The sequence below is a fragment of the Arthrobacter sp. Cza30 genome, from assembly GCF_059090765.1.
Genome location: NZ_JBNHGA010000003.1, coordinates 206,115 through 225,977 on the forward strand (window position 1 = coordinate 206,115; position 19,863 = coordinate 225,977).

Annotated in this window: 15 protein-coding genes and 2 tRNA genes; 6 read left to right on the plus strand and 11 right to left on the minus strand. The window is 70.7% G+C overall.

All coding sequences use genetic code 11. From position 1 onward, the window contains the following. Positions 1–16: 16 nt before the first annotated feature. The 3 genes from AC5RVZ_RS10585 to AC5RVZ_RS10595 all read left to right on the plus strand — a co-directional run bounded on the left by AC5RVZ_RS10585 (position 17) and on the right by AC5RVZ_RS10595 (position 4,155). Positions 17–1,051 carry an agmatine deiminase family protein gene (locus tag AC5RVZ_RS10585; RefSeq protein ID WP_494065714.1) on the plus strand — a complete coding sequence of 345 codons (1,035 nt, stop codon included), beginning with the start codon at positions 17–19 and terminating at the stop codon, positions 1,049–1,051. Then, entirely contained in the window at positions 1,048–2,772 is a 1,725-nt protein-coding gene (locus AC5RVZ_RS10590) for an amidase (protein ID WP_494065715.1), read from the plus strand. Before AC5RVZ_RS10585 ends, AC5RVZ_RS10590 begins: the two co-directional genes overlap by 4 nt. A gap of 123 nt (positions 2,773–2,895) precedes the next feature. Then, positions 2,896–4,155: a DUF3500 domain-containing protein gene (locus AC5RVZ_RS10595; RefSeq protein ID WP_494065716.1), complete on the plus strand. Its 1,260-nt coding sequence runs from the start codon at positions 2,896–2,898 to the stop codon at positions 4,153–4,155. A gap of 105 nt (positions 4,156–4,260) precedes the next feature. On the opposite strand, the gene AC5RVZ_RS10600 is transcribed toward AC5RVZ_RS10595, so the two are convergent. From AC5RVZ_RS10600 to serS, 7 genes are all read right to left on the minus strand, one after another. Continuing rightward, a tRNA-Ser gene (locus AC5RVZ_RS10600) sits at positions 4,261–4,352 on the minus strand. 88 nt (positions 4,353–4,440) lie between these two features. Next, positions 4,441–5,742 carry a diguanylate cyclase gene (locus tag AC5RVZ_RS10605; RefSeq protein WP_494065717.1) on the minus strand — a complete coding sequence of 434 codons (1,302 nt, stop codon included), beginning with the start codon at positions 5,740–5,742 and terminating at the stop codon, positions 4,441–4,443. Between the two features lie 135 nt (positions 5,743–5,877). Next, positions 5,878–7,209: an LCP family protein gene (locus AC5RVZ_RS10610; protein WP_494065718.1), complete on the minus strand. Its 1,332-nt coding sequence runs from the start codon at positions 7,207–7,209 to the stop codon at positions 5,878–5,880. After that, positions 7,209–8,498: an LCP family protein gene (locus AC5RVZ_RS10615; protein WP_494065719.1), complete on the minus strand. Its 1,290-nt coding sequence runs from the start codon at positions 8,496–8,498 to the stop codon at positions 7,209–7,211. Before AC5RVZ_RS10615 ends, AC5RVZ_RS10610 begins: the two co-directional genes overlap by 1 nt. Before the next feature lie 52 nt (positions 8,499–8,550). Beyond that, positions 8,551–8,635 (minus strand) — tRNA-Ser (locus AC5RVZ_RS10620). A gap of 292 nt (positions 8,636–8,927) precedes the next feature. Beyond that, positions 8,928–9,899, minus strand: coding sequence for an HAD hydrolase family protein (locus AC5RVZ_RS10625; protein ID WP_494065720.1), 972 nt, complete (start codon positions 9,897–9,899; stop codon positions 8,928–8,930). Continuing rightward, on the minus strand, positions 9,896–11,161 hold the full coding sequence (gene serS, locus AC5RVZ_RS10630; RefSeq protein ID WP_494065721.1) for a serine--tRNA ligase: 1,266 nt from the start codon (positions 11,159–11,161) through the stop codon (positions 9,896–9,898). Before serS ends, AC5RVZ_RS10625 begins: the two co-directional genes overlap by 4 nt. A gap of 196 nt (positions 11,162–11,357) precedes the next feature. Here serS and AC5RVZ_RS10635 point away from each other — a divergent pair, with 196 nt between their 5' ends. Further along, positions 11,358–12,902, plus strand: coding sequence for a diacylglycerol/lipid kinase family protein (locus AC5RVZ_RS10635; RefSeq protein WP_494065722.1), 1,545 nt, complete (start codon positions 11,358–11,360; stop codon positions 12,900–12,902). 74 nt (positions 12,903–12,976) lie between these two features. Continuing rightward, on the plus strand, positions 12,977–14,365 hold the full coding sequence (locus AC5RVZ_RS10640) for a cryptochrome/photolyase family protein (protein WP_494065723.1): 1,389 nt from the start codon (positions 12,977–12,979) through the stop codon (positions 14,363–14,365). A gap of 6 nt (positions 14,366–14,371) precedes the next feature. On the opposite strand, the gene AC5RVZ_RS10645 is transcribed toward AC5RVZ_RS10640, so the two are convergent. Further along, a complete protein-coding gene (locus AC5RVZ_RS10645; RefSeq protein WP_494065724.1) occupies positions 14,372–15,355 on the minus strand; it encodes an aldo/keto reductase in 984 nt (327 codons plus the stop codon). Positions 15,356–15,460: 105 nt separating this feature from the next. Here AC5RVZ_RS10645 and AC5RVZ_RS10650 point away from each other — a divergent pair, with 105 nt between their 5' ends. Further along, positions 15,461–16,552 carry an LLM class flavin-dependent oxidoreductase gene (locus AC5RVZ_RS10650; protein WP_494065725.1) on the plus strand — a complete coding sequence of 364 codons (1,092 nt, stop codon included), beginning with the start codon at positions 15,461–15,463 and terminating at the stop codon, positions 16,550–16,552. Here the strand turns inward: AC5RVZ_RS10650 and AC5RVZ_RS10655 are convergent. The 3 genes from AC5RVZ_RS10655 to pheA all read right to left on the minus strand — a co-directional run bounded on the left by AC5RVZ_RS10655 (position 16,524) and on the right by pheA (position 19,766). Further along, complete coding sequence (locus AC5RVZ_RS10655) at positions 16,524–17,531, minus strand: trypsin-like serine peptidase (protein ID WP_494065726.1); 1,008 nt, start codon at positions 17,529–17,531, stop codon at positions 16,524–16,526. The two genes, AC5RVZ_RS10650 and AC5RVZ_RS10655, sit on opposite strands and share 29 nt — an antisense overlap. Positions 17,532–17,604: 73 nt before the next feature. Continuing rightward, positions 17,605–18,714 carry a class I SAM-dependent methyltransferase gene (locus AC5RVZ_RS10660; protein WP_494065727.1) on the minus strand — a complete coding sequence of 370 codons (1,110 nt, stop codon included), beginning with the start codon at positions 18,712–18,714 and terminating at the stop codon, positions 17,605–17,607. 74 nt (positions 18,715–18,788) lie between these two features. After that, a complete protein-coding gene (gene pheA, locus AC5RVZ_RS10665; RefSeq protein ID WP_494065728.1) occupies positions 18,789–19,766 on the minus strand; it encodes a prephenate dehydratase in 978 nt (325 codons plus the stop codon). Positions 19,767–19,863: the final 97 nt, after the last annotated feature.

The window sequence follows — 19,863 nt, forward strand, 5'->3', positions numbered from 1 at the left end:
GAGGTGAGATGACATCATGAGCTGGAGGATGCCGCACGAGGGCGATCCGCACGAACGCACCTGGATGGCCTTCCCGAATGAGGGTCCGACGCTTGGCGACGACCCGGCCGAGCAGGAGCGGTTCTATGTGGCGTGGACGGCCGTCGCGCACGCGGTGGCGCAGTTCGAGCCGGTGACGATGCTGGTCGATCCGTCGAAGGTCGATCGCGCCCGGCGGATGCTCGGCTCCGACGTCGAGGTCGTCGAGACGCCCGTCGACGAGTTCTGGTTCCGCGACCACGGCCCGACGTTCGTGGTGGACGATGACCGTCCCGGTGTGCTGGGCGCGGTGGATTGGACCTTCAACGGCTGGGGTGCACCGGAATGGGCATCCTGGGGCAAGGCGGCAGAGCACGCACGCTTCGTCGCGGACCTCGTGGGCGCCGAGGTGGTGAGCTCGCTGCTGGTGAACGAGGGCGGCGGCATCCACGTCGACGGCGAGGGGACCGTGCTCGTCACCGAGACGGTGCAGCTCGATCCCCGCCGCAACCGCTTCGCCGACAAGGCGCGTGTCGAGGCGGAGCTCTCTCGCACCATCGGCGCGACGAAGGCCGTGTGGCTTCCGCGCGGGCTCACGCGCGACTACGACGAGTTCGGCACGAACGGGCACGTCGACATCGTCGCGACGATCGCTTCGCCCGGCCGCGTGCTGCTGCACGATCAGCGCGACCCGGGGCATCCCGACCACGCGGTCACGCGCGCGCTGCGCGAGCGATTGTCCGGCGAGACGGATGCCGCCGGCCGCATCTTCGAGATCATCGATCTGCCCGCGCCCGAGACCCTGCGCGACCACGAGGGGTTCGTCGACTACAGCTACGTCAACCATCTGCTCGTCAACGGCGGCATCATCGCGTGCGGCTTCGGCGAGGAGCGGGCCGACGCGCGGGCCCGCGAGATCCTCGAGGCGGCCTACCCCGGCCGACGCGCCGTGACGGTGGACGCGCGGCAGATCTTCGCCGGCGGCGGCGGCATCCACTGCATCACGCAGCAGCAGCCGGCGGTGACACGATGAGCTTCCCCGTCGTGGAGAGAACCATCGCCGAGTTGCGCGCCGCGCTCGAGGCGGGCGAGGTCACCAGCGTCGAACTCGTCGACGCGTACCTCGCGCGCATCGACGCGTTCGACGCGCCCGGCACCGCCACCGCGCTGAACGCGGTGGTCGTGCGCAATCCCGAGGCGCGCGCCGAGGCGGCGGCATCCGATTCCCGCCGCGCCGAAGGGCGCACGCTCGGGCCCCTCGACGGCATCCCGTACACAGCGAAGGACTCCTTCCTCGCGAAGGGACTCACCGCCGCGGCGGGGTCGCCGGCGTTCGCAGACCTCGTCGCGCAGCGCGACGCCTTCTCGATCGAGCGGCTGCGGTCGGCCGGAGCGGTCCTTCTGGGCCTGACCAACATGCCGCCGATGGCCAACGGCGGCATGCAACGCGGCCTCTACGGGCGGGCCGAGAGCCCCTACAGCGCGAACTACCTCACCTCCGCGTTCGGGTCGGGCTCGTCGAACGGCTCAGGGACGGCGACCGCCGCGTCGTTCGCCGCGTTCGGACTCGGCGAGGAGACCTGGTCGAGCGGTCGAGCACCCGCATCCAACAACGCGCTGTGCGCGTACACCCCCTCGCGCGGAGTGATCTCGGTGCGCGGCAACTGGCCGCTCGTTCCGACGATGGACGTGGTGGTCCCTCACACCCGGACGATGGCCGATCTCCTCGAGATCCTCGACGTCCTCGTCGCCGACGATCCCGAGACGCGCGGAGACTTCTGGCGCGTGCAGCCGTGGGTGCCCATCCCGCCCGCCACCGCGCTGCGGCCCGCGTCCTACCCGGCCCTCGCCCCCCACGACACGGATGCCGCCCGGGAGGTCCTTGCCGGCCGGCGGTTCGGCATCCCCCGCATGTACATCAACGCCGATCCGGATGCCGGAACGAATCGCGACGGCGGCATCGGCGGGCCCACCGGCCGGCCCATCGAGACTCGCGCGTCCGTCCTCGCACTGTGGGACCAGGCGCGCCGCGACCTCGAGGCCGCCGGGGCGGAGGTCGTCGAGGTCGACTTCCCGGTGGTGACGAACTACGAAGGCGACCGCCCCGGTGCACCGACGATCCTGACGCGTGGTCTGGTGTCGCAGGAGTTCCTGCGCCGCGAGATCCTCGACCTGTCCGCCTGGGCCTGGGACGACTTCCTTCGGGCCAACGGCGACCCGGCGCTGGATCGCCTCGACGTCGTCGACGGCGCGACGATCTTCCCGCACCCTGAAGGAGCCCTGCCCGACCGCTATACCGGCTTCGACGACGACATCGCGGCCTATCCGGCACAGGTGCGCGAGCATCCGTACGCCTCGGTCACGGACATCCCGGAGCTCGAGGCCGGCCTGCACGGGCTGGAGGAGACCCGCCGGCTCGACCTGGAGGAGTGGATGGCCGAGCTCGAACTGGATGCGGTCGTCTTCCCCGCCGTCGCGGACGTCGGGCCGGCCGACGCGGACGCGAACGAGGAATCGGCACGGAAGGCGTGGGCCAACGGCGTGTGGGTCGCCAACGGCAACCTCGCCATCCGCCACCTCGGCATCCCGACCGTCACCGTGCCCATGGGCACGATGGCTGATATCGGGATGCCTGTCGGACTGACGATCGCCGGCCGAGCGTACGCCGACGCCGACCTGCTCACATGGGCCGCGGCGTTCGAAGCGCTGCGTCCCCGACGGACTCCTCCCCCGCGCACGCCCGAGCTCGACTGAGCAACCGCCCGGTGGACGTCGGGGATCGCTCTCGTCGCAAGCACCCGTTCGGCGCCATCCCGCATAGGAACGGCAAAGGGGGCAGATAGGAGGCGCTTCTTTCGCGCGGCCATGATCGGAGGCATGTTCACACCGCACCGCCTCTTCTCGTCCAGCCGCCCCGACACCACCCGCTCTCGTGCGCGCTGCGCCCGTCCGGGACTCACGGTCGCCGCGAGCATCGCCGTGATCTCGCTCACTCTCGCCGGCTGTGCGACAACGCCGACGGCGACGGCGCCTGCGACAGCCTCGAGCAGCGTCTCGACCGGGCAGGACGAACCGAGCGCCACGGGGGCGGACGCGACCACGACGGCGCAAACCATCACCGACACAGCCGCTGCAGCCGAGGCGTTCCTCGCCACGCTGACGGAGGAGCAGCGGGAGCAGGCGCTATACGCCTACGACGACGAGACCAAGACGACCGCATGGTCGAACTTCCCGGTGACGTTCGTGGAGCGCGCCGGTCTGAATCTCGCTGATCTCACCGACGAGCAGAAGAACGCCGCCGTCGCCGTGCTTGAAGCGCTTCTCAGCGACGAGGCCTACGCCACCGTGACGGGGATCATGGGCGGCGACCAGTACCTCGCCGACGAGAGCTCGAGCACGGAGTCCTCGCTCGGTCAGTACTACATCGCGTTCTTCGGGGACCCCTCCGACAGCAGTGCGTGGGAGGTGCAGTTCGGCGGCCACCACCTGGGCATCAATGCCACCTTGGACGGCTCCACGCAGGCGATCACCTTCGCCCCCACGCACCTCGGCGTCCAGCCCGCGGTCTACACCGAAGGGAATGGGGAAGAGGTCCAGCCGTTCGACGGCATCTACACCGACGCGTTCGCGTTCCTCGACAGCCTCACCGCCGAGCAGCAGGAGACGCTCACCTCTGGTGAGGTGAGCATGTGCGCACCCGGCGACACCTGCGACTTCCCTACGGGTTCCGGCCTCACCGGCGGGGACCTGACCGACCAGCAGAAGCAGCTGCTCCTGAAACTCATCGCCAACTGGGCCGGCCTGGCGGACGCGGAGACGACGGCAGACGCGCTGGGGAAGATCGAGGCGACCCTCGATGACACGGTCATCGCTTGGTCGGGCGCGACCACGTACGACATGAGCACCGGTGACGGCATCGACTTCTCGATCTCCGGCCCGAACGTCTACATCGCCTTCCAGGCGCAGCAGGGCTCCGCGGGTGCTGACGTCGACGGTGTGACCACCTCAGGCTGGGGACACGTGCACACGATCTACCGGGACCCCAGCAACGACTATGCGAACAGCGTCACTCAGCAGGAGGCATCCGGCGGCATGGGTGGCGCCGGCGGGCCCGGGACGCCGCCTTCGGACAACTGACAGCCAGCGCGCCCAGCCGTGCACCAGCCGCGGTTGTCAGTCCAGGACGGCGCCGCCGGTGAGGATCGCGATCGTTCCCGTCATCGAGGGACATCCAAGGAAAGTTGGCGGAGACGGAGGGATTTGAACCCTCGGTCCCCTTACGGGGACTCCACCTTAGCAGGGTGGTGCACTAGGCCTGACTATGCGACGTCTCCAGGCGTCCGACGGCCGAAGCCGCGCGAACACACCTCACGATCATAACCCGACCCGGCACGTCGGCATGCACGGGCATCCGGGTAGGCATCACCTGGCGAGCGCGACCCGGTTGCCGCCTTCGCTCTTGGCCTCGTACATCGCCTGGTCCGCGTTGCGGATGAGGCGGTCGACGGTGAACACGCCGTCGGGTACCGTCGCGGTGGCGACGCCGATGCTGGCGCCGATCGACATGCCGTCCGGGAGGAACGGGTACGGCTCGGAGATGCCGTGCAGGAGGCGCCCGGCGACCTCGAGCGCGGCGTCCGCGCCGGCATCGCACACGACGACGAACTCGTCGCCGCCGTAGCGGGCGACGACGTCGGTCTCGCGCACGTGCAGCTTCAGCCGCTCGGCGACGGCGCGAAGCACCTCGTCGCCGTGCTCGTGCCCGAGGCGGTCATTGACGTCCTTGAAGCCGTCGAGGTCGATGAAGATCACCGACACCGGGCCGCCGTGACTGAGGTCGATCGACAGGTGCTCGAGACGGCGCCGGTTGGGGAGGTCGGTCGTCTCGTCATGCATCGCCGCGTGCTCGAGGCGCCGCTGCAGGCGCTCGGCGGTGAGCTTCTGCGCCGCCTGGTAGGCCAGCGCGTCGGCCAGAGGCGCGGCTTCCTCATCGAACGTCCGCGGATGCCGGAAGAAGCAGGCGAAGAATCCGAGGGTCACATCCTCGATGTGGACGGGGGCGGCGATCATGGCCAGGACCCCGGACGAAGTCATCGCCTCGGCGACCGAGGGCGACAGGGCGGCCGCCTCGTCGACGCTGCTCAGCTTGATGACCGCCTGGGATTGCAGCACGAGGCCCGCCAGGTCGGACTCCGGGAGCTGGCTCGTGAAGGGGTTCTCGCCCGCACGCTGGTACATCCGGCCGTCATCGCCCGAGAGATACACGACGGACTGCTCGGAGCGGTACGCCTGAGCTGCCGTGACCGCGAGGATCTCGGCGAGCCGGTCCTCGTTGGACGCCGCCGCGAAGGCGATCGCGGCGTCGATCACCAGCTGCAGTCGGTTCTGGGTACGATCGGCGAGCACATGCGAGCGCCGGAGCAGGCTCCCCGCCTCATAGCGGTCGGTCGCATCCATCACCGTCAGCACCGCCCCGTCAGCGGACTCGCCCCGGACCACGAGCGCGTACCGGTCGGGGACGGTCACCGAGGCCATCATCGTCGAGGACGCGCCGGCGCCGTCGAGGAAGTCCGCCGTGGGAACCACGAGTTCCCCGATGACGCGCCCGACGGGAGCGTCATCCCGCGACCACCGCCGGAACCACGCGTTCGCGGCGACCACGCGGTCATTCTCGTCCAGGCGCACCACCCCGATGGGAAGGGCGTCGGCGTCGAGATCGTTCATCATCCTCCTCGCCGCACCCGGGAGGCACTGCGTGGTCAATTTATATCGTGGAATGGCGCCGCATCTCGGCGACATGCGTGTGGGATGTCGCACGATGACCGGATCGATCCGCGGTCTCCGTGAGACGGAAGGAGCTCAGTTCTCCGGCAGGGTGCAGGTGGTCTGGGCCGCGGTCTGGCCTGCGATCTGCGACGGCAACTCCACTCTCTCATCCGCGGCCGGCTGCTCCGTCTCCGGGGCCTCCGCCGCAGGCGTCTGACCGGCCGTCGCGTCCACCGGCTCGGCCGGAACCGGTGTGGCCGACGGGGTCACCGGCGGCTGCGCCGCCTCGCCGGTCACTTCGACGCCGAACCCCTGGCTGGCCTCACCGGTCAGCGTCAGCGGCCGGTTCTCGCGGAGCGCCGCGAACAGGGCGTCCGCGGCATCCTTCACCGGCATCACCCGGCTCGCACCGCTCCCGCCGGCGTATCTCGTCGGATACTGCACGAACACGATGTCCTCGTACGGCACATCCTTGACCGCCATGGCGATCTGCACCATCAGCGTCGGGTTCGTCAGCCCGGAGCTCAGCACGAGCTGCCCCTGCTGCACCTGGTTGATGGCGGTCGTGGCGAGGTTCAAGAGCGTCGCGGGGTTGGCCAGCACCGACTCCGACTGGAGCTTGCGCACCATCGACGACATGAACTGCTGCTGATTCGAGATGCGACCGAGGTCGGAGCCGTCCCCGATGCCGTGACGGATGCGCAGGAACTGCAGGGCCTCGACACCCACGAGCGTGTGGTGACCGGCGGTGAGGTTCAGCCCGGTGTGCCGGTCGCTGATGTCGCCCGCGACGCACACGTCCACACCGCCGATGGCATCCGACATGTTGATGACGCCGGTCCACCGGATGGCGCCCGCGAAGTGGATCTGCTCGCCGGTCAGCTCCTCGACGGTGCGGACGGTGCACGCGAGCCCGCCGTACATGTACGACGCATTGATCATCTGCGACGACATCGCCGAGTGGGTCCCGCTGCCGTCCTCCTTCTCGCAGGCCGGGATCGGCACCAGCATGTCGCGGGGAAACGACACGACGGTCACGCGTCGCGGCTCATCAGAGATGTGCACGAGCATGGTGACGTCGTTGCGCTCGCCCGGCGAGTCGTCGTCGGCGCAGCGCGGGAACAGCGCGACGTCCTGACCTTCGCAGGAGTCCGAGCCCACGAGGAGCAGATTGACGCCGCCCTCGATCGCGCCGAGCGACGGCGGCAGCGGCTTGTCCTCGTCCAGCACGACGGCGTTCGCGCCCATCGCCTCCGCGGCATCCCACACGCTGTACGCGGCGATGCCCGTCGCGCTCAGACCCACGACGCCCAGCACGACGGCGAGCATCGACAGCATCGTGACGAGCGGATGCCTCGTCCGCAGCACGCCGTGGCGCGCGAGAGGCGTCCGGCCCCCGGTCGAGGGCCGCGGCTGCCGCGCCATCAGCCGTTCGCCCTGAGGTTGCCGGCGGAGCAGGTCTGCTGCGCGGCGGACTGGCCGGGGATGGAGTCGGGGAGCGGCACGGCCGTCTGCGTCGGGGCCGGCGTCTCGGTGGCGCCCGGCTGGGGTTCGGCCGGCTGCTCCGGCGCAGGCGACTCGGACGGTTCGGGGTCGACCGTGATGACGCCGCCGGTGCGGTTCTGGTCGGCGGTGACCTGGATCGGCTCGTTCGCGGCGAGCGCCGCCCACAGCTGTTCGGCGGCGTCCTCGTTGGGCACGACGCGGTTCGGGTCGGAGGGATCGGCGACCACGGGGTACTGCACGAAGTTGATGTCCTCGAAGGGCACGTTCTTCACGGCGAGCGCGATCTGCACCAGCGTGGTCGGGTTCGCCAGGCTCTGGCTCGGGGTGATGTTGTCCACGGCGGTGGTCGCGAGCCGGTACAGCGTGGCCGGGTCGGAGAGCACCTCGTCGCTCACGAGCTTGCGAGCCAGGCTCGACATGTACTGCTGCTGGTTGCTGATGCGCGCGAGGTCGCTGCCGTTCTCGAGGCCGTGACGGGTGCGCAGGAATTGCAGCGCCTCCACACCCTGGATGGTGCGGGGACCGGCGGGCCAGTCGATGCCGGTGTAGCGGTCCCGGATGCCGCCGTTGCCGATGCAGACCTCGACACCGCCGATGGCATCCGTGATGTTGATGACGTTGCCGAAGCTGACCTTCGCGGCGAACGGGATGTTCTGGCCGCTGAGCTCCTTGATGGTCTTCGCGACGCACGACAGCCCGCCGCGACCCCAGGCCTCGTTGATCTGCGACTTGTACGTCTCCGAGGACGTCGAGCCGTCCTCGCGCGTGCACTCCGGGATCGGGATCATGAGGTCGCGAGGGAACGAGACGACGGTGACCCGCCGGGGGTCGCTCGAGATATGCACGAGCATGTTGACGTCGTTGAGCTGACCGGCGGCATCCGCCCCGGTGCAGCGATCGCCGAAGAGGTACGCGTACTCCTCTTCGCACTCGTCGGTGCCGACCAGCAGCAGGTCGACACCACCTTCGATCGCCCCGATGTCGGGCGGCACAGCCCCCTGGCCCTCCAGCGCGACGGCGTCGTCGGAGAAGCTTGATGTGAGATCCGTCAGCGCGTAGGCGGCGACGCCGAGTCCTGACACGAGCACCACCGCGACGGCGATCCCCACGATCTTGAAGAGGAACGCGAGAGGGTGCGGAGACGACAGCTCACCGTGCCGCGCGACCGTGCGACGGCCGCGACGGGCGGTCCTGCTCGTCTCGCTCACTCGGTTCCTCTCGGGGATTCGTCCTGCGGTCCTCCCCCATCGCACCTTGTCGCGGAGGGTGTGGGATTCGAACCCACGGGACATCGCTGCCCACTGGTTTTCAAGACCAGCTCCATCGGCCGCTCGGACAACCCTCCCGACCGACGCCCCTTGATCGAAGGCATCCGTCGAACAGGCGTCGAGTCTAGCCGACGGCACTGTCGGCTCATTCTTCCAACGACGGCTGTGGATGCTCTGAAAGGCGCGCTGCGCGTTTCGACTCCCGTCCCCTGTCGAAACCGTACGGTCTGGCCGAGAACGCATGTCTCCAACGCCGTCGATGTGCGGTTTCGACGAGACCGCACGGTCTCGACGGCGCAGCGAGGACGCGAGGGTTCGACGACGGCACCGAGGGAGGGGTCGGTGGTGATGGACCGAGGCGGCGTGGCGCTACAGCTGGTGGAGGATCGCCGCCACGCCGCCCTCCTCGACCGACGTGGTCACCTCGCCGGCGGCATCCAGGACCTCCTGCGGGCCCTGCTTCATCGCGACGGCGCGGCCGCCGTTCTCGAGCGCCCACTCGAACATGCCGACGTCGTTGCGGCCATCGCCGATGACCAGGACGTTCTCCGGCTCGATGCCGAGCTCGAGACGCACCCGCTCGAGGCCGGTGCTCTTGTCGACGCCCTTGGGCGCGATGTCCAGCCACGCGGTCCACCCCACCGCGTACGACACCTGGTGCAGGCCGATCCGCTCGACGAGCTCGAGGAAGTCGCCTTCGCCCTGCTCGGGAGAGACGACGACGACACGGCACACCGGCTGCTCGGCCAGCTGCTCGAACGTGACGCGCGTGGCCGATGCGAGATTCCAGTCCTCGAGATACTCGGTGTACAGACGGCTGCCGTCGGGGAGCTCCACGAGGTACCGGGCGTCGGGGATGTGCTCGCGGAGCATGGCGAGCACCTCCGACGCGTCGAAGGTCTCGACGTGCCAGCGCTCGTAGCGGAGGTCATCGGCATCGAGGCGCTTGAGCACCACCGCGCCGTTGGAGCACACGACGAACTCCGGCGCGATGCCCAGCGCCTGCAGGATGCCTCGCGTGCTCTCCCAGGCGCGGCCGGTGGCGATCATCACCTCGTGCCCGGTGTCGCCGGCGTGCCTGACAGCGTCCACGACGCCGGGGCTCAGGGACTCGTCTTCGAGCACGACGGTGCCGTCGATGTCGAGGACGATGAGCATGCGGGCGACGGTGACCCCGGGGGTCTCGGTCTCCCGGGCCAGCTCATCGACCATCTCGGCCGCGCCGGCCTCGCCGGCGAGGTCGATGTCGCCGGTGTCGGGCAGCTGCTCCTTGACCGCGTCGTCGGTGGTGGCGTCCTCGACGGCTTCGCCGAGTCCTGCGTCGTCGGGGGCGGCACTCATGCGATGGGCTCCATGATCTCCAGGCCGCCGAGGAACGGACGCAGCACTTCGGGCACGACGACCGATCCGTCCTCGCGCTGATGGGTCTCCAGCATCGCCACGATCCACCGGGTGGTGGCGAGCGTGCCGTTGAGGGTCGCGACGTGCTGGGTCCTGCCGCCGTCGGGACGGTAGCGGATGTCGAGGCGCCGGGCCTGGAACGTCGTGCAGTTGGACGTCGAGGTGAGCTCGCGGTAGGCGTTCTGCGTGGGGACCCACGCCTCCACGTCGTACTTGCGGGCGGCGCTCGAACCCAGGTCGCCGGCCGCGACGTCGATCACCCGGTACGACAGCCCCAGGTCCTGCAGCATCCGCTCCTGCATGCCGACCAGCCGCAGGTGCTCGGCCTCGGCATCCTCCGGGGTGGTGTACACGAACATCTCGAGCTTGTTGAACTGGTGCACGCGGATGATGCCGCGGGTGTCCTTGCCGTACGAGCCGGCCTCACGCCGGTAGCACGTCGACCAGCCGGCATAGCGCTTGGCGCCGCGCGACAGATCGATGATCTCGTCCATGTGGTAGCCGGCCAGCGGCACCTCGCTCGTGCCGACCAGATACAGGTCGTCGTCGTCGAGGTGGTACACCTCGTCGGCGTGCTGACCGAGGAAGCCGGTGCCCCGCATGACCTCGGGCCGCACGAGCGTCGGCGGAATGAGCGGTGTGAAGCCCGCCTCGAGGGCGCGGTCGAGCGCGAGGTTCATCAGGGCGATCTCGAGTCGCGCGCCGATGCCGGTGAGGAAGTAGAAGCGGCTGCCGGAGACCTTCGTGCCGCGCTCCATGTCGAGCGCCCCGAGGAGCTCGCCCAGCTCGAGGTGGTCGCGCGGCTCGAACGAGAACGCCGGCTTCTCGCCATGGGTGCGCAGCGTGATGAAGTCGTCCTCGCCGCCGGCCGGCACGCCGTCGAGCACGATGTTCTCGATGCGGGCGAACGCGGCCTGCGCGGCCTCCTCCGCGACCGTCACCGCCTGCTGCGCCTGCTTGACGCGCTCGCTGAGCTCCTTCGCCTCGGCGACGAGCGCCGCCTTCTCCTCCTTCGGAGCCTGCGCCACCTTCTTGCCGTGCGCGTTCTGGGCGGCGCGCAGCTCCTCGAACGTCGTGATCGCCGCACGACGCGCGCGATCCGCCTCGAGCGCAGCGTCCACGGTCTCGGGCGACTCTCCGCGCGCCTCCTGCGACCGCTTGACAAGCTCGGGATTGTCGCGAAGCAGCACCGGATCGATCACCCTGCAAGTCTAGTCAGGCAGGATGCGGCGGCTCCGGACGCGGCCTGCGCCTCCCGGGTGCGCGTACGCGGCGAGGGGTCGGCGTGCCGGGCCGCTGCCGTCCCCTGGTGCGACGTCGTCCACTCGGCAGGCACGGTGCGCGAATCAGGGCGTCAAGCCCCCCGCGACGGGGCGAACGAGTCCTAGAGTATGAGCCATGGCAGCGGCATCGGGTCCGAACGACGAGACCGCACCGGCGGGCGACGAGCCCGAGACCGCTGCGGGCGAGGACGGCTTCGGGCCGGCACCCGACGCGGCCGACGGCGAGACGGCGGCGCCCGCCGAGGACCCGCCGCACCCGGCCGACGCGATCTACGCCGACGGGCCGGGCACCGAGGAGCTCGAGGTCGTCGCGGACGCTGCGGAACCGTCCGCGGAGGACGTGATCCGCGCCGCTGCCGAGACGGGTGACCCGGATGCCGCCGACCGGCCGATCGCGGAGAACGGCCCCGACGGCGCGGCCGGATCGGAGAACGCCCCCGATCCGGTCCAGGCCGCCGCCCCGGATGAGGTCATCCGCGAGCCCGAGGACGTCGAACCCGACACCGCCGATGACGAGACCGGCGAGGCGCGGCGCGTGGACGCCGAGGGCCGCACCGAGCCGCTCGCCGACGAGGAGCACCGGCCCAGCCCGAAGGCGGCCCTGGTCTACAACCCCATCAAGGTCGACGCCGACAGCCTGCGAGACATGGTGACGCGGCTGTCCGATGAGGCCGGATGGTCCGAGCCGCTGTTCTACGAGACGACCGTCGATGACCTCGGCGACGACGTCACCAGGCAGGCGCTCGCCGAAGGTGTCACGGCCGTGCTCGTCGCGGGTGGCGACGGGACGGTGCGGGCGGTGTCGGAGGCGATGGTCGGCAGCGGCGTGCCGCTGACGATCGTCCCGAGCGGTACCGGGAACCTGCTGGCGCGGAACCTCCTGCTGCCGCTGGACGGCCCGGAGGACATGATCCGCGCCACCTTCGACGGTGACCGCGAGGACATCGACGTCGGCTTCGCGCGGCTGCGCCGGCCCGACGGCAAGGTCCACGAGCACGCCTTCGTCGTCATGGGCGGCATGGGGCTGGACGCCGCGATGATCGCCAACACCAACCCGCAGCTGAAGAAGTCGGTGGGTTGGGTGGCCTACGTCGACGGTGCAGCCCGGTCGCTGGTCAGCGCGAAGCCGTTCCGCATCATGTACGAGATGCCCGGGCATCGACTGCACTCGACGCGGGTCCAGAGCGTGCTGTTCGCCAACTGCGGGTCGCTGCCGGCCGGGCTCGAGCTCATTCCCGAGGCATCGGTGTCGGACGGTCAGATCGACGTGGTGATCGTGCAGCCGAAGGGGCCGCTCGGGTGGCTCCTGGTCTGGCGGCGCGTCGCCTGGGACAACAGCGTGCTGCGGCGGTTCCGTGCCGGGCGCCGCATCCTGGCGCTCCGCACGCGCGACAGTGCCGTCCGCTACGCCCGTGGACCGGCCATCGAGATCGGCACGAGCGCACCGACGCCGGTGCAGCTGGACGGCGACGAGTTCGGCGAGGCCGTCCACGTGGCGGTGCGCGTCCAGGCCGGCGGCCTGCGCATCGCCGTTCCGCCGGGGCACGTGATCGAGTCGACGAACGGCACCGCCAAGCGCAGCGCCAACGGCAGCGCCAAGCGCAAGGGGAACGGCGGCGCCAAGCGCAGAAAGGGCGTCGCGGCACCCGTCAGCTCCTGACTGGCGTGGCGCGCGGTCTTCCGCGCTGATGTCAAGACCGATGCCGGTCGTGCGGCGGCGGTCAGGATGGACGCATGCCGGGCCCGTCGATCGTGTGGTTCCGAGACGACCTGCGCCTCGCCGACAACCCGGCGCTGCGCGCAGCACTCGAGCGCGGAGAGCCGATCATCGGGCTGCACATCCTCGACGACGTCACTCCCGGCATCCGCCCCCTCGGCGGCGCCGCCCGGTGGTGGCTGCATCATTCGCTCGCCTCCCTCGCTGAACGACTGGCCGAGCGCGGCTCGACCCTGGTGCTGCGGCGCGGGCGGTCCGACCGCGCCCTGCGCGAGACGGTCATGGATTCGGGCGCGGGCGCGGTGTACTGGAACCGGCGGTACGGCGCCGCCGAACGCGGACTCGACACGCGCATCAAGACGGCGCTGCGGGCCGAGGGCGTCGAGGTCGCCTCGTTCGCGGCATCTGTCCTGTTCGAGCCCTGGACCGTGACGACAGCCGAGGGCACCCACTTCTCGGTGTTCACACCGTTCTGGCGCGCGTGCCTGGCCGGACCGCCGCCCCGGGCACCGCTGCCGGAGCCGCCGGAGCTGCCGGGGCCGCACCGCGCTCCGGCATCCGATGCGCTCGAGGACTGGGGGCTGCTGCCCCGGCATCCGGACTGGGCCGGTGGGCTGCGCGACACGTGGGAGCCCGGCGAGCCGGCGGCCACGCGACGCCTGCGCGACTTCGTCGAGCACGACATCGCGGCGTACGGATCCGCGCGCGACGAGCCCGCCGGCGGCGCCACCTCCCTGCTGTCGCCGCGCCTGCGGTGGGGGGAGCTGAGCCCCCACACCGTGTGGCAGGCGGCCGTCACCGCCGACGGCGGCGGCAGGTTCCTCTCGGAGCTCGGGTGGCGCGAGTTCGCGTGGCACACGCTGTTCCACTTCCCCGATCTCGCCACGAGGAATCTGCGACCCGAGTTCGACGCGTTCCCGTGGCCCCCGCTGCGACCCGAGATGCTGAAGGCCTGGCAGCGAGGACGCACGGGCGTGGCCCTCGTCGACGCCGGGATGAGGCAGCTGTGGCACACCGGGTACATGCACAACCGGGTGCGCCTGGTGACGGCATCCTTCCTCGTGAAGAACCTGCTCATCGACTGGCGGCACGGCGAGCAGTGGTTCTGGGACACCCTGGTGGATGCCGACGGCGCGAACAACGCGTTCAACTGGCAGTGGGTCGCAGGGTCGGGCGCAGACGCCGTCCCGTACTTCCGCATCTTCAACCCGCAGCTGCAGGCCGAGAAGTTCGACCCGGACGGCCGGTATGTGCGCCAGTGGGCGCCGGAGCATCTCGCCGGCGACCCGCCCGCACCGATCGTCGACCTCGGCCGGTCTCGCAAGGCGGCCCTCGCCGCCTACGAAGCGGTCAAACGAGCCGCCGACGCCGCGGACGCCGGTGCGGGCGGTGCCGGCGGGAGCTGACGCCGGCTACCAGGCGTACGCCTCGGGCGCCTGGCCGCCCGGACCGGGGAAGAGCTCGTCGAGGGCTCGCAGGTCCTCCTCGCCCAGCCGGATGTCGAGGGCCGACACCGCCGACTCGAGCTGCTCGACGGTGCGCGGGCCGATGATCGGTCCGGTGACGCCCGGCTGGTGCAGCAGCCACGCGAGCCCCAGGGCCGACGGCGTCCACCCGCGTTCGCGTGCGAACTCCTCGTACGCCGCGAGCTGGTCGCGTCGCTCCGCGCGCTGCTTCGCGATCCGCTCGGAGCTCGAGCGCCCCTCCTTCGCGGCGCCGCCGCTGAGCAGGCCGCCCGCGAGCGGCGACCAGGGCAGGATGCCCAGACCGTAGTTCTGCGCGGCCGGAATCACCTCGAGCTCGATCGAGCGCTGCACGAGGTTGTACAGCGACTGCTCGCTGACCAGTCCGAGGAAGTGCCGCTGCTGAGCGATCTCGTTGGCCTGCGCGATGTTCCACGCCGCGAAGTTCGAGCTGCCGGTGTAGACGACCTTGCCCTGCGCCACCAGCACCTCCATCGACTGCCACAGCTCGGGCCAGGAGATGTGCCGGTCGATGTGGTGGAACTGGTACAGGTCGATCCGATCGGTCTGCAGACGCCGGAGGGATCCGACCGCCTCGCGGCGCACCTGCCACGCGGATGCGCCGCGGGCGTTGACCACGTCGCCCTCCGGCGTCGGGTCCACCATCGGCGAGTGCACCTTCGTGGCGAGCACCAGATCGTCGCGCACGCCGGGCCGCGCCTTCATCCAGCGGCCGATGATCTCCTCCGTCCGGCCCCGGCCGCCCGCGCCGCCATAGCCGTTCGCGGTGTCGAAGAAGTTGATGCCGAGCTCGAGCGCGCGGTCCATGATCGCGAACGCGTCCTCCTCGGGAGTGCGATCACCGAAGTTCATGGTGCCCAGCACGATGCGCGAGACGGAGGTGCCGGTCCGGCCGAGGAAGGTGTAGTCCATGCCCGCCATCGTCACACACCCCGCGAGCTGCGGGGAAGCGTTTCCTCGGCTGCGGGACGGTGGCATCCGGAATGCGAACGATGGGGCGGGTGGTTGCATCTTCCGATGAGTAACGCAGCCTCCGCACCCTCCCCGCTCGCCCTGTCCGTTCTCGACCTCGTGCCCGTCCGCACCGGACAGACGAGCGCACAGGCGGTGACGGCGTCCCTGGCTCTCGTGGCGGCGGCGGACCGGCTCGGATACCGGCGCTACTGGTTCGCCGAGCACCACAACATGCCGGCGGTGGCGTCCACGACGCCGCCGGTCCTCGCGGCGGCCGCGGCGGCCCGGACGGCTCGCATCCGACTCGGCTCGGGCGGCGTCATGCTGCCCAACCACTCGCCGCTCGTCGTCGCCGAGCAGTTCGCGGCGCTCGAGGCCATCGCGCCCGGGCGCATCGACCTCGGCCTGGGACGCGCGCCCGGCTCCGACCCGGTGATCACGCAGCTGCTGCGACAGAGCGGAACGACGAGCGACGTCGAGCGCTTCCCTGAGCACGTGCGCGACATCGCCGCGCTCCTCTCACCCGACGGCGCCGCCCTGCGGTTCACCTCAGGCAGCACGTACGACGTCCATGCCACGCCGGCGGCGACGAGCGCTCCGGAGGTGTGGCTGCTCGGCTCGAGCGACTACTCGGCTCAGCTGGCGGCATCCCTGGGGCTGCCGTACGTGTTCGCGAACCACTTCTCGGGATCGGGCCTCGAGCGCGCGCTCGAGCTGTACCGCACGCAGTTCCAGCCGACCGAAGCGCAGCCCCGGCCCCGCACCTTCCTCACCGCGAACGTGATCGCCGCGCCGACGACCGAGGAGGCTGAGGCCCGTGCGCTGCCCAATCTGCGGATGACCGCGCGCCTGCGGACCAACCGCCCGCTGGTGCCGCTGGAGACCGTCGAGCAGTCCGTCGCGGGCGCCGCCGATTTCGCCGGGCTCGGCGACACCTTCATGGCCTCGGCGCGGGCGACGTGGTTCGTGGGCACGCCGGGAGACGTGGCATCCGAGCTGCGCGTGTTCGCCGCGCGTCACGATGTCGACGAGGTGATGATCTCGCCGATCGCGGGCGCCTACGAGGACGAACCGCTGGATGCCGCGGCCGGCCGGCTTCAGACCCTCGAGCTGCTCGCCGCCGAGGTCATCCCCAATTCGCCCGGGCCCAGCTGACGAGCGAGACCAGGCCGCGCCCACCGGCGAAGAGGGTGTTCTTCCGCTCAGCGGTGTTGTCCTCCACGCCGCTCATGACGCCGATGATCTGGCGGCCGCCGTTGGACCAACGTCCCCACAGCGGCCCTCCGGACTGGCCCGACGCCGCATCCGCCTCGGTCTCCAGCTCGAGGGTGTCGAAGTCGTCGCCGTCATCGTCGTGGACGGCGATGCCCGCTTCCCAGCACGGTCGCACCCCGGCGGGGCTCATGTCCCAGGGATAGCCGACGTGCGTCCAGTGGTGCTCGTCCTCCCAGTCGTCGTCGTACGACCGGGCGCCGAAGAAGCCGAGCCATTCCCCGAACGGCTGGTCCAGCTGGCACACCGCCATGTCGTAGCCCTCCGCCTCCTCGACGCCCCCGTAGTGCGCCCACGCGGCGATGCCGACGACGCCTGCCACCCACCCCGATCCCAGGGCGGAGCCGGTGCCGTTGAGCGCGGGCGTGAAGGTGACCCCGTTCGCGACCGGCCCGTCGGGTGACCAGTACGCGCGGACGACGTGCGCGGCCGTGACGACCGAGGACCGTCCGATCAGTGCGGCGCTCCCCCAGCCGCCGTCCGCGCCGGCGATGCGCCCGATACGCACCCAGGGCGCACTCGTGTCGAAGAAGAGCTGCCGGCTCTCGGACTGCCAGATCTGCGTGAACTGGAACGGGATGACCTTCCGGCCGTCCCACCGGCGCAGCGGCTTGGGATGCGGAAGGACGAGGGGACGCGGTGTGGCCCCGGTGTCTCCGCCGCCTTCGACGTCGTGCTCCTCGAAGACCGCGTCTCTGGCGGTCTCTTCCAGCACTCGATGGTCGAGGCCGATCGAGCCGGCAGCGCGCACCGGCTCGCGCAACGGGCTGCGTTCCCGGGCGCGGTCCCACCACTGCGGCTCCGGGTACCGCACCGGCATCTCCAGCTGCTCGCCGAAGCTCAGGGGGCTTTCGTTGGACATCTCGACGACCTTTCATCTCGACGAGTCGCCTCTGACGCCGCGCACGAACCGGGTCCGCGCACGGTCTCGCGTGTCAGCGGCGGAGGGCGTAGAAGCGGAAGAAGCCGAAGTCCTCGATCGGCAGGATCTCGGCATCGGCGAAGCCGGCCTCGCGCGCGTAGCCTCGCAACGTGCCGGGTCGCATGACGGTGCCGGTGGCGGCGCTCGGCCGGTGCGAGAGGCCGTCGGGCAGGCAGCAGAAGAGGCTGTAGCCGTACATCAGGCGCTCCAGGTCGTCGCCGGGCGCGGTGAGCTGCTCGGCGACGGCCTCGTCCATGATCACGACCGGTCCGTCCGCGCGGACCGCCTCCCGCATGGCGGCGAGGACGTCGACGGGTCGCGGCATGTCGTGGATGCACTCGAAAGCGAAGGCGGCATCGAACGGCCCCTCGTTCGCGAGGCCGTCACCATCGGCATTGTGGAACCGCACGCGATCGGCGACGCCTTCGGCATCGGCGTTCACACGAGCCAGCGCGATCGACGGCTCGTCCACGTCGAAGCCGTCCACGCTCAGGTCGGGATACGCCTTCGCGAGCGCGATGGACGACCAGCCGGCTCCCATTCCGACGTCGGCGACGCGGGCGCCGGGGCGCGTCAGCACGGACTGCAGCTCCGCGATCCCGACGAACGCCCCGGGAAGCTCGTCGAACCACGGCCGGTTCAGGTCGGCCTGCGCCTCGCGCGCGTCGGTGCCGAGCTCGTCCCAGCTGACGCCGCCGCCGTCCCGATACGCCTGGACGAGGCGCGCCATCTGCCGCCCCGAGGCGGCGAAGAGCCGTGGCATCGGCCCGAGGTAGGCAAGGCTCCGCTCGTCGGTGAGCACCTCGGCGGCGGCCGGAGGAAGCCCGTAGCGACGGGATGCCGGCATCCGGTCGGCTCCCTCCTCGAGGACGAGGATGCCGCTCACGGCCTGCTGCTCGAGCCACTCGCGCGCGTAGCGGGGGGCGGTGCCGGTGCGCTGCGCGAGCTCGTCGGCGGTGGAAGGCCCGTAGGCCGAGAGATCGCGGTACCAGCCGAGCCGATCGCCGAGATAGATCGCCATCGTGTCCACCCAGCCGAGCGCGGCTCTGAGGACGTGCTCGGCGAACTCGTCGGCGGACCGGTTCTCAGCGCCGGAGGCGCCGTCGACGCGCGCGTTGGACATGAACCACTCCGTTCATCCCCCGATGCCGCTCAGGGTAGCGCCCGCCGGCCGAGCGCACCACGGGGTGAGCCGCACTACTCCTGCAGGTCGGGCTCCCCGGAGATGAGGCCGCGCAGCCAGTCGCGCGCCTCGACGAAGACGTCGTCGGAGTAGCGCTCGGGGTAGCGCACCACGGCCCGGTCGGCGCGCGGATACGAGCCCAGGAAGATCACCTTGGGGCTGAAACGCCGAAGGCCCAGCAGCGCGTCGGCCATGCGCTCGTCCTGGATGTGCCCGTCCGCGTCGATCACGAACCGGTAGCGGCCCAGCTCGTCGCCGATGGGCCGGGAGGCCAGCAGCGACAGGTTGATGCCGCGGGTCGCGAACTGCTCGAGCATCTCCAGCAGCGCCCCGGGGTGGTCGTCGGGCAGCTCCACGATCAGCGAGGTCTTGTCGGCGCCGGTGGGCGGCGGCGGCGCGACGGTGCGGCTCACGAGCACGAAGCGCGTGACGGCGTTGGGGTTGTCTCCGATGTTCGAGGCGAGCAGCTCGAGCTCGTGATGCTCGAGGATTCCGGGCGGCGCGATCGCGGCATCCGCATCGCTCGATCCGTCGATGAGGCTCATCGCGCTCGCGACGTTGCTCGCCGCCGGGATGTGGGCGTGCGCCGGGAGCGTGGCGGTGAGCCATTGCAGGCACTGTGCGTAGGCGACCGGGTGGGCGGCGACCAAGGAGACGTCCTGGAGCCTGGCGCCGGGCCGGCCGACGAGGACGAACTCGACCGGGACCAGGTATTCGCCGACGATCCGGAGCCCGGGGACGGTGGCCAAGGCATCCTGCGCGGTGGAGACGCCGCCGTCGACGGAGTTCTCGATCGCGATCATCGCGGCGCCCGAGCGCCCCTCGACCACATCGGCGAGCGCTTCGCCGACGTTGCGCACCGGCCGCCACTCCTGCCCCCGCGCCTCCGGCACCTGCGCGAGCGCCGCCTCCGTGAAGGTTCCGGCCGGCCCCAGGTAGCTGTACGTCCGGCGGGTGGGGGCGGGAGCCTGTGCGGCGGCCTCGGAAGTCACGCGTGCCAGCCTAGTCCGGCCGCTGCACGGCGCCCGGTGCGCACAACTCAGGCAGAACGGGCGGTGACCGGCCTGATCGGCGCCCGATCGGCGAATC

Coding starts and splice junctions, on each gene's coding strand:
- AC5RVZ_RS10585 (WP_494065714.1), top strand. CDS start 17: ATGAGCTGGAGGATGCCGCACGAGGGCGATCCGCACGAACGCACCTGG.
- AC5RVZ_RS10590 (WP_494065715.1), top strand. CDS start 1,048: ATGAGCTTCCCCGTCGTGGAGAGAACCATCGCCGAGTTGCGCGCCGCG.
- AC5RVZ_RS10595 (WP_494065716.1), top strand. CDS start 2,896: ATGTTCACACCGCACCGCCTCTTCTCGTCCAGCCGCCCCGACACCACC.
- AC5RVZ_RS10605 (WP_494065717.1), bottom strand. CDS start 5,742: ATGAACGATCTCGACGCCGACGCCCTTCCCATCGGGGTGGTGCGCCTG.
- AC5RVZ_RS10610 (WP_494065718.1), bottom strand. CDS start 7,209: ATGGCGCGGCAGCCGCGGCCCTCGACCGGGGGCCGGACGCCTCTCGCG.
- AC5RVZ_RS10625 (WP_494065720.1), bottom strand. CDS start 9,899: ATGAGTGCCGCCCCCGACGACGCAGGACTCGGCGAAGCCGTCGAGGAC.
- AC5RVZ_RS10635 (WP_494065722.1), top strand. CDS start 11,358: ATGGCAGCGGCATCGGGTCCGAACGACGAGACCGCACCGGCGGGCGAC.
- AC5RVZ_RS10640 (WP_494065723.1), top strand. CDS start 12,977: ATGCCGGGCCCGTCGATCGTGTGGTTCCGAGACGACCTGCGCCTCGCC.
- AC5RVZ_RS10645 (WP_494065724.1), bottom strand. CDS start 15,355: ATGGACTACACCTTCCTCGGCCGGACCGGCACCTCCGTCTCGCGCATC.
- AC5RVZ_RS10650 (WP_494065725.1), top strand. CDS start 15,461: ATGAGTAACGCAGCCTCCGCACCCTCCCCGCTCGCCCTGTCCGTTCTC.
- AC5RVZ_RS10655 (WP_494065726.1), bottom strand. CDS start 17,531: ATGTCCAACGAAAGCCCCCTGAGCTTCGGCGAGCAGCTGGAGATGCCG.
- AC5RVZ_RS10660 (WP_494065727.1), bottom strand. CDS start 18,714: ATGTCCAACGCGCGCGTCGACGGCGCCTCCGGCGCTGAGAACCGGTCC.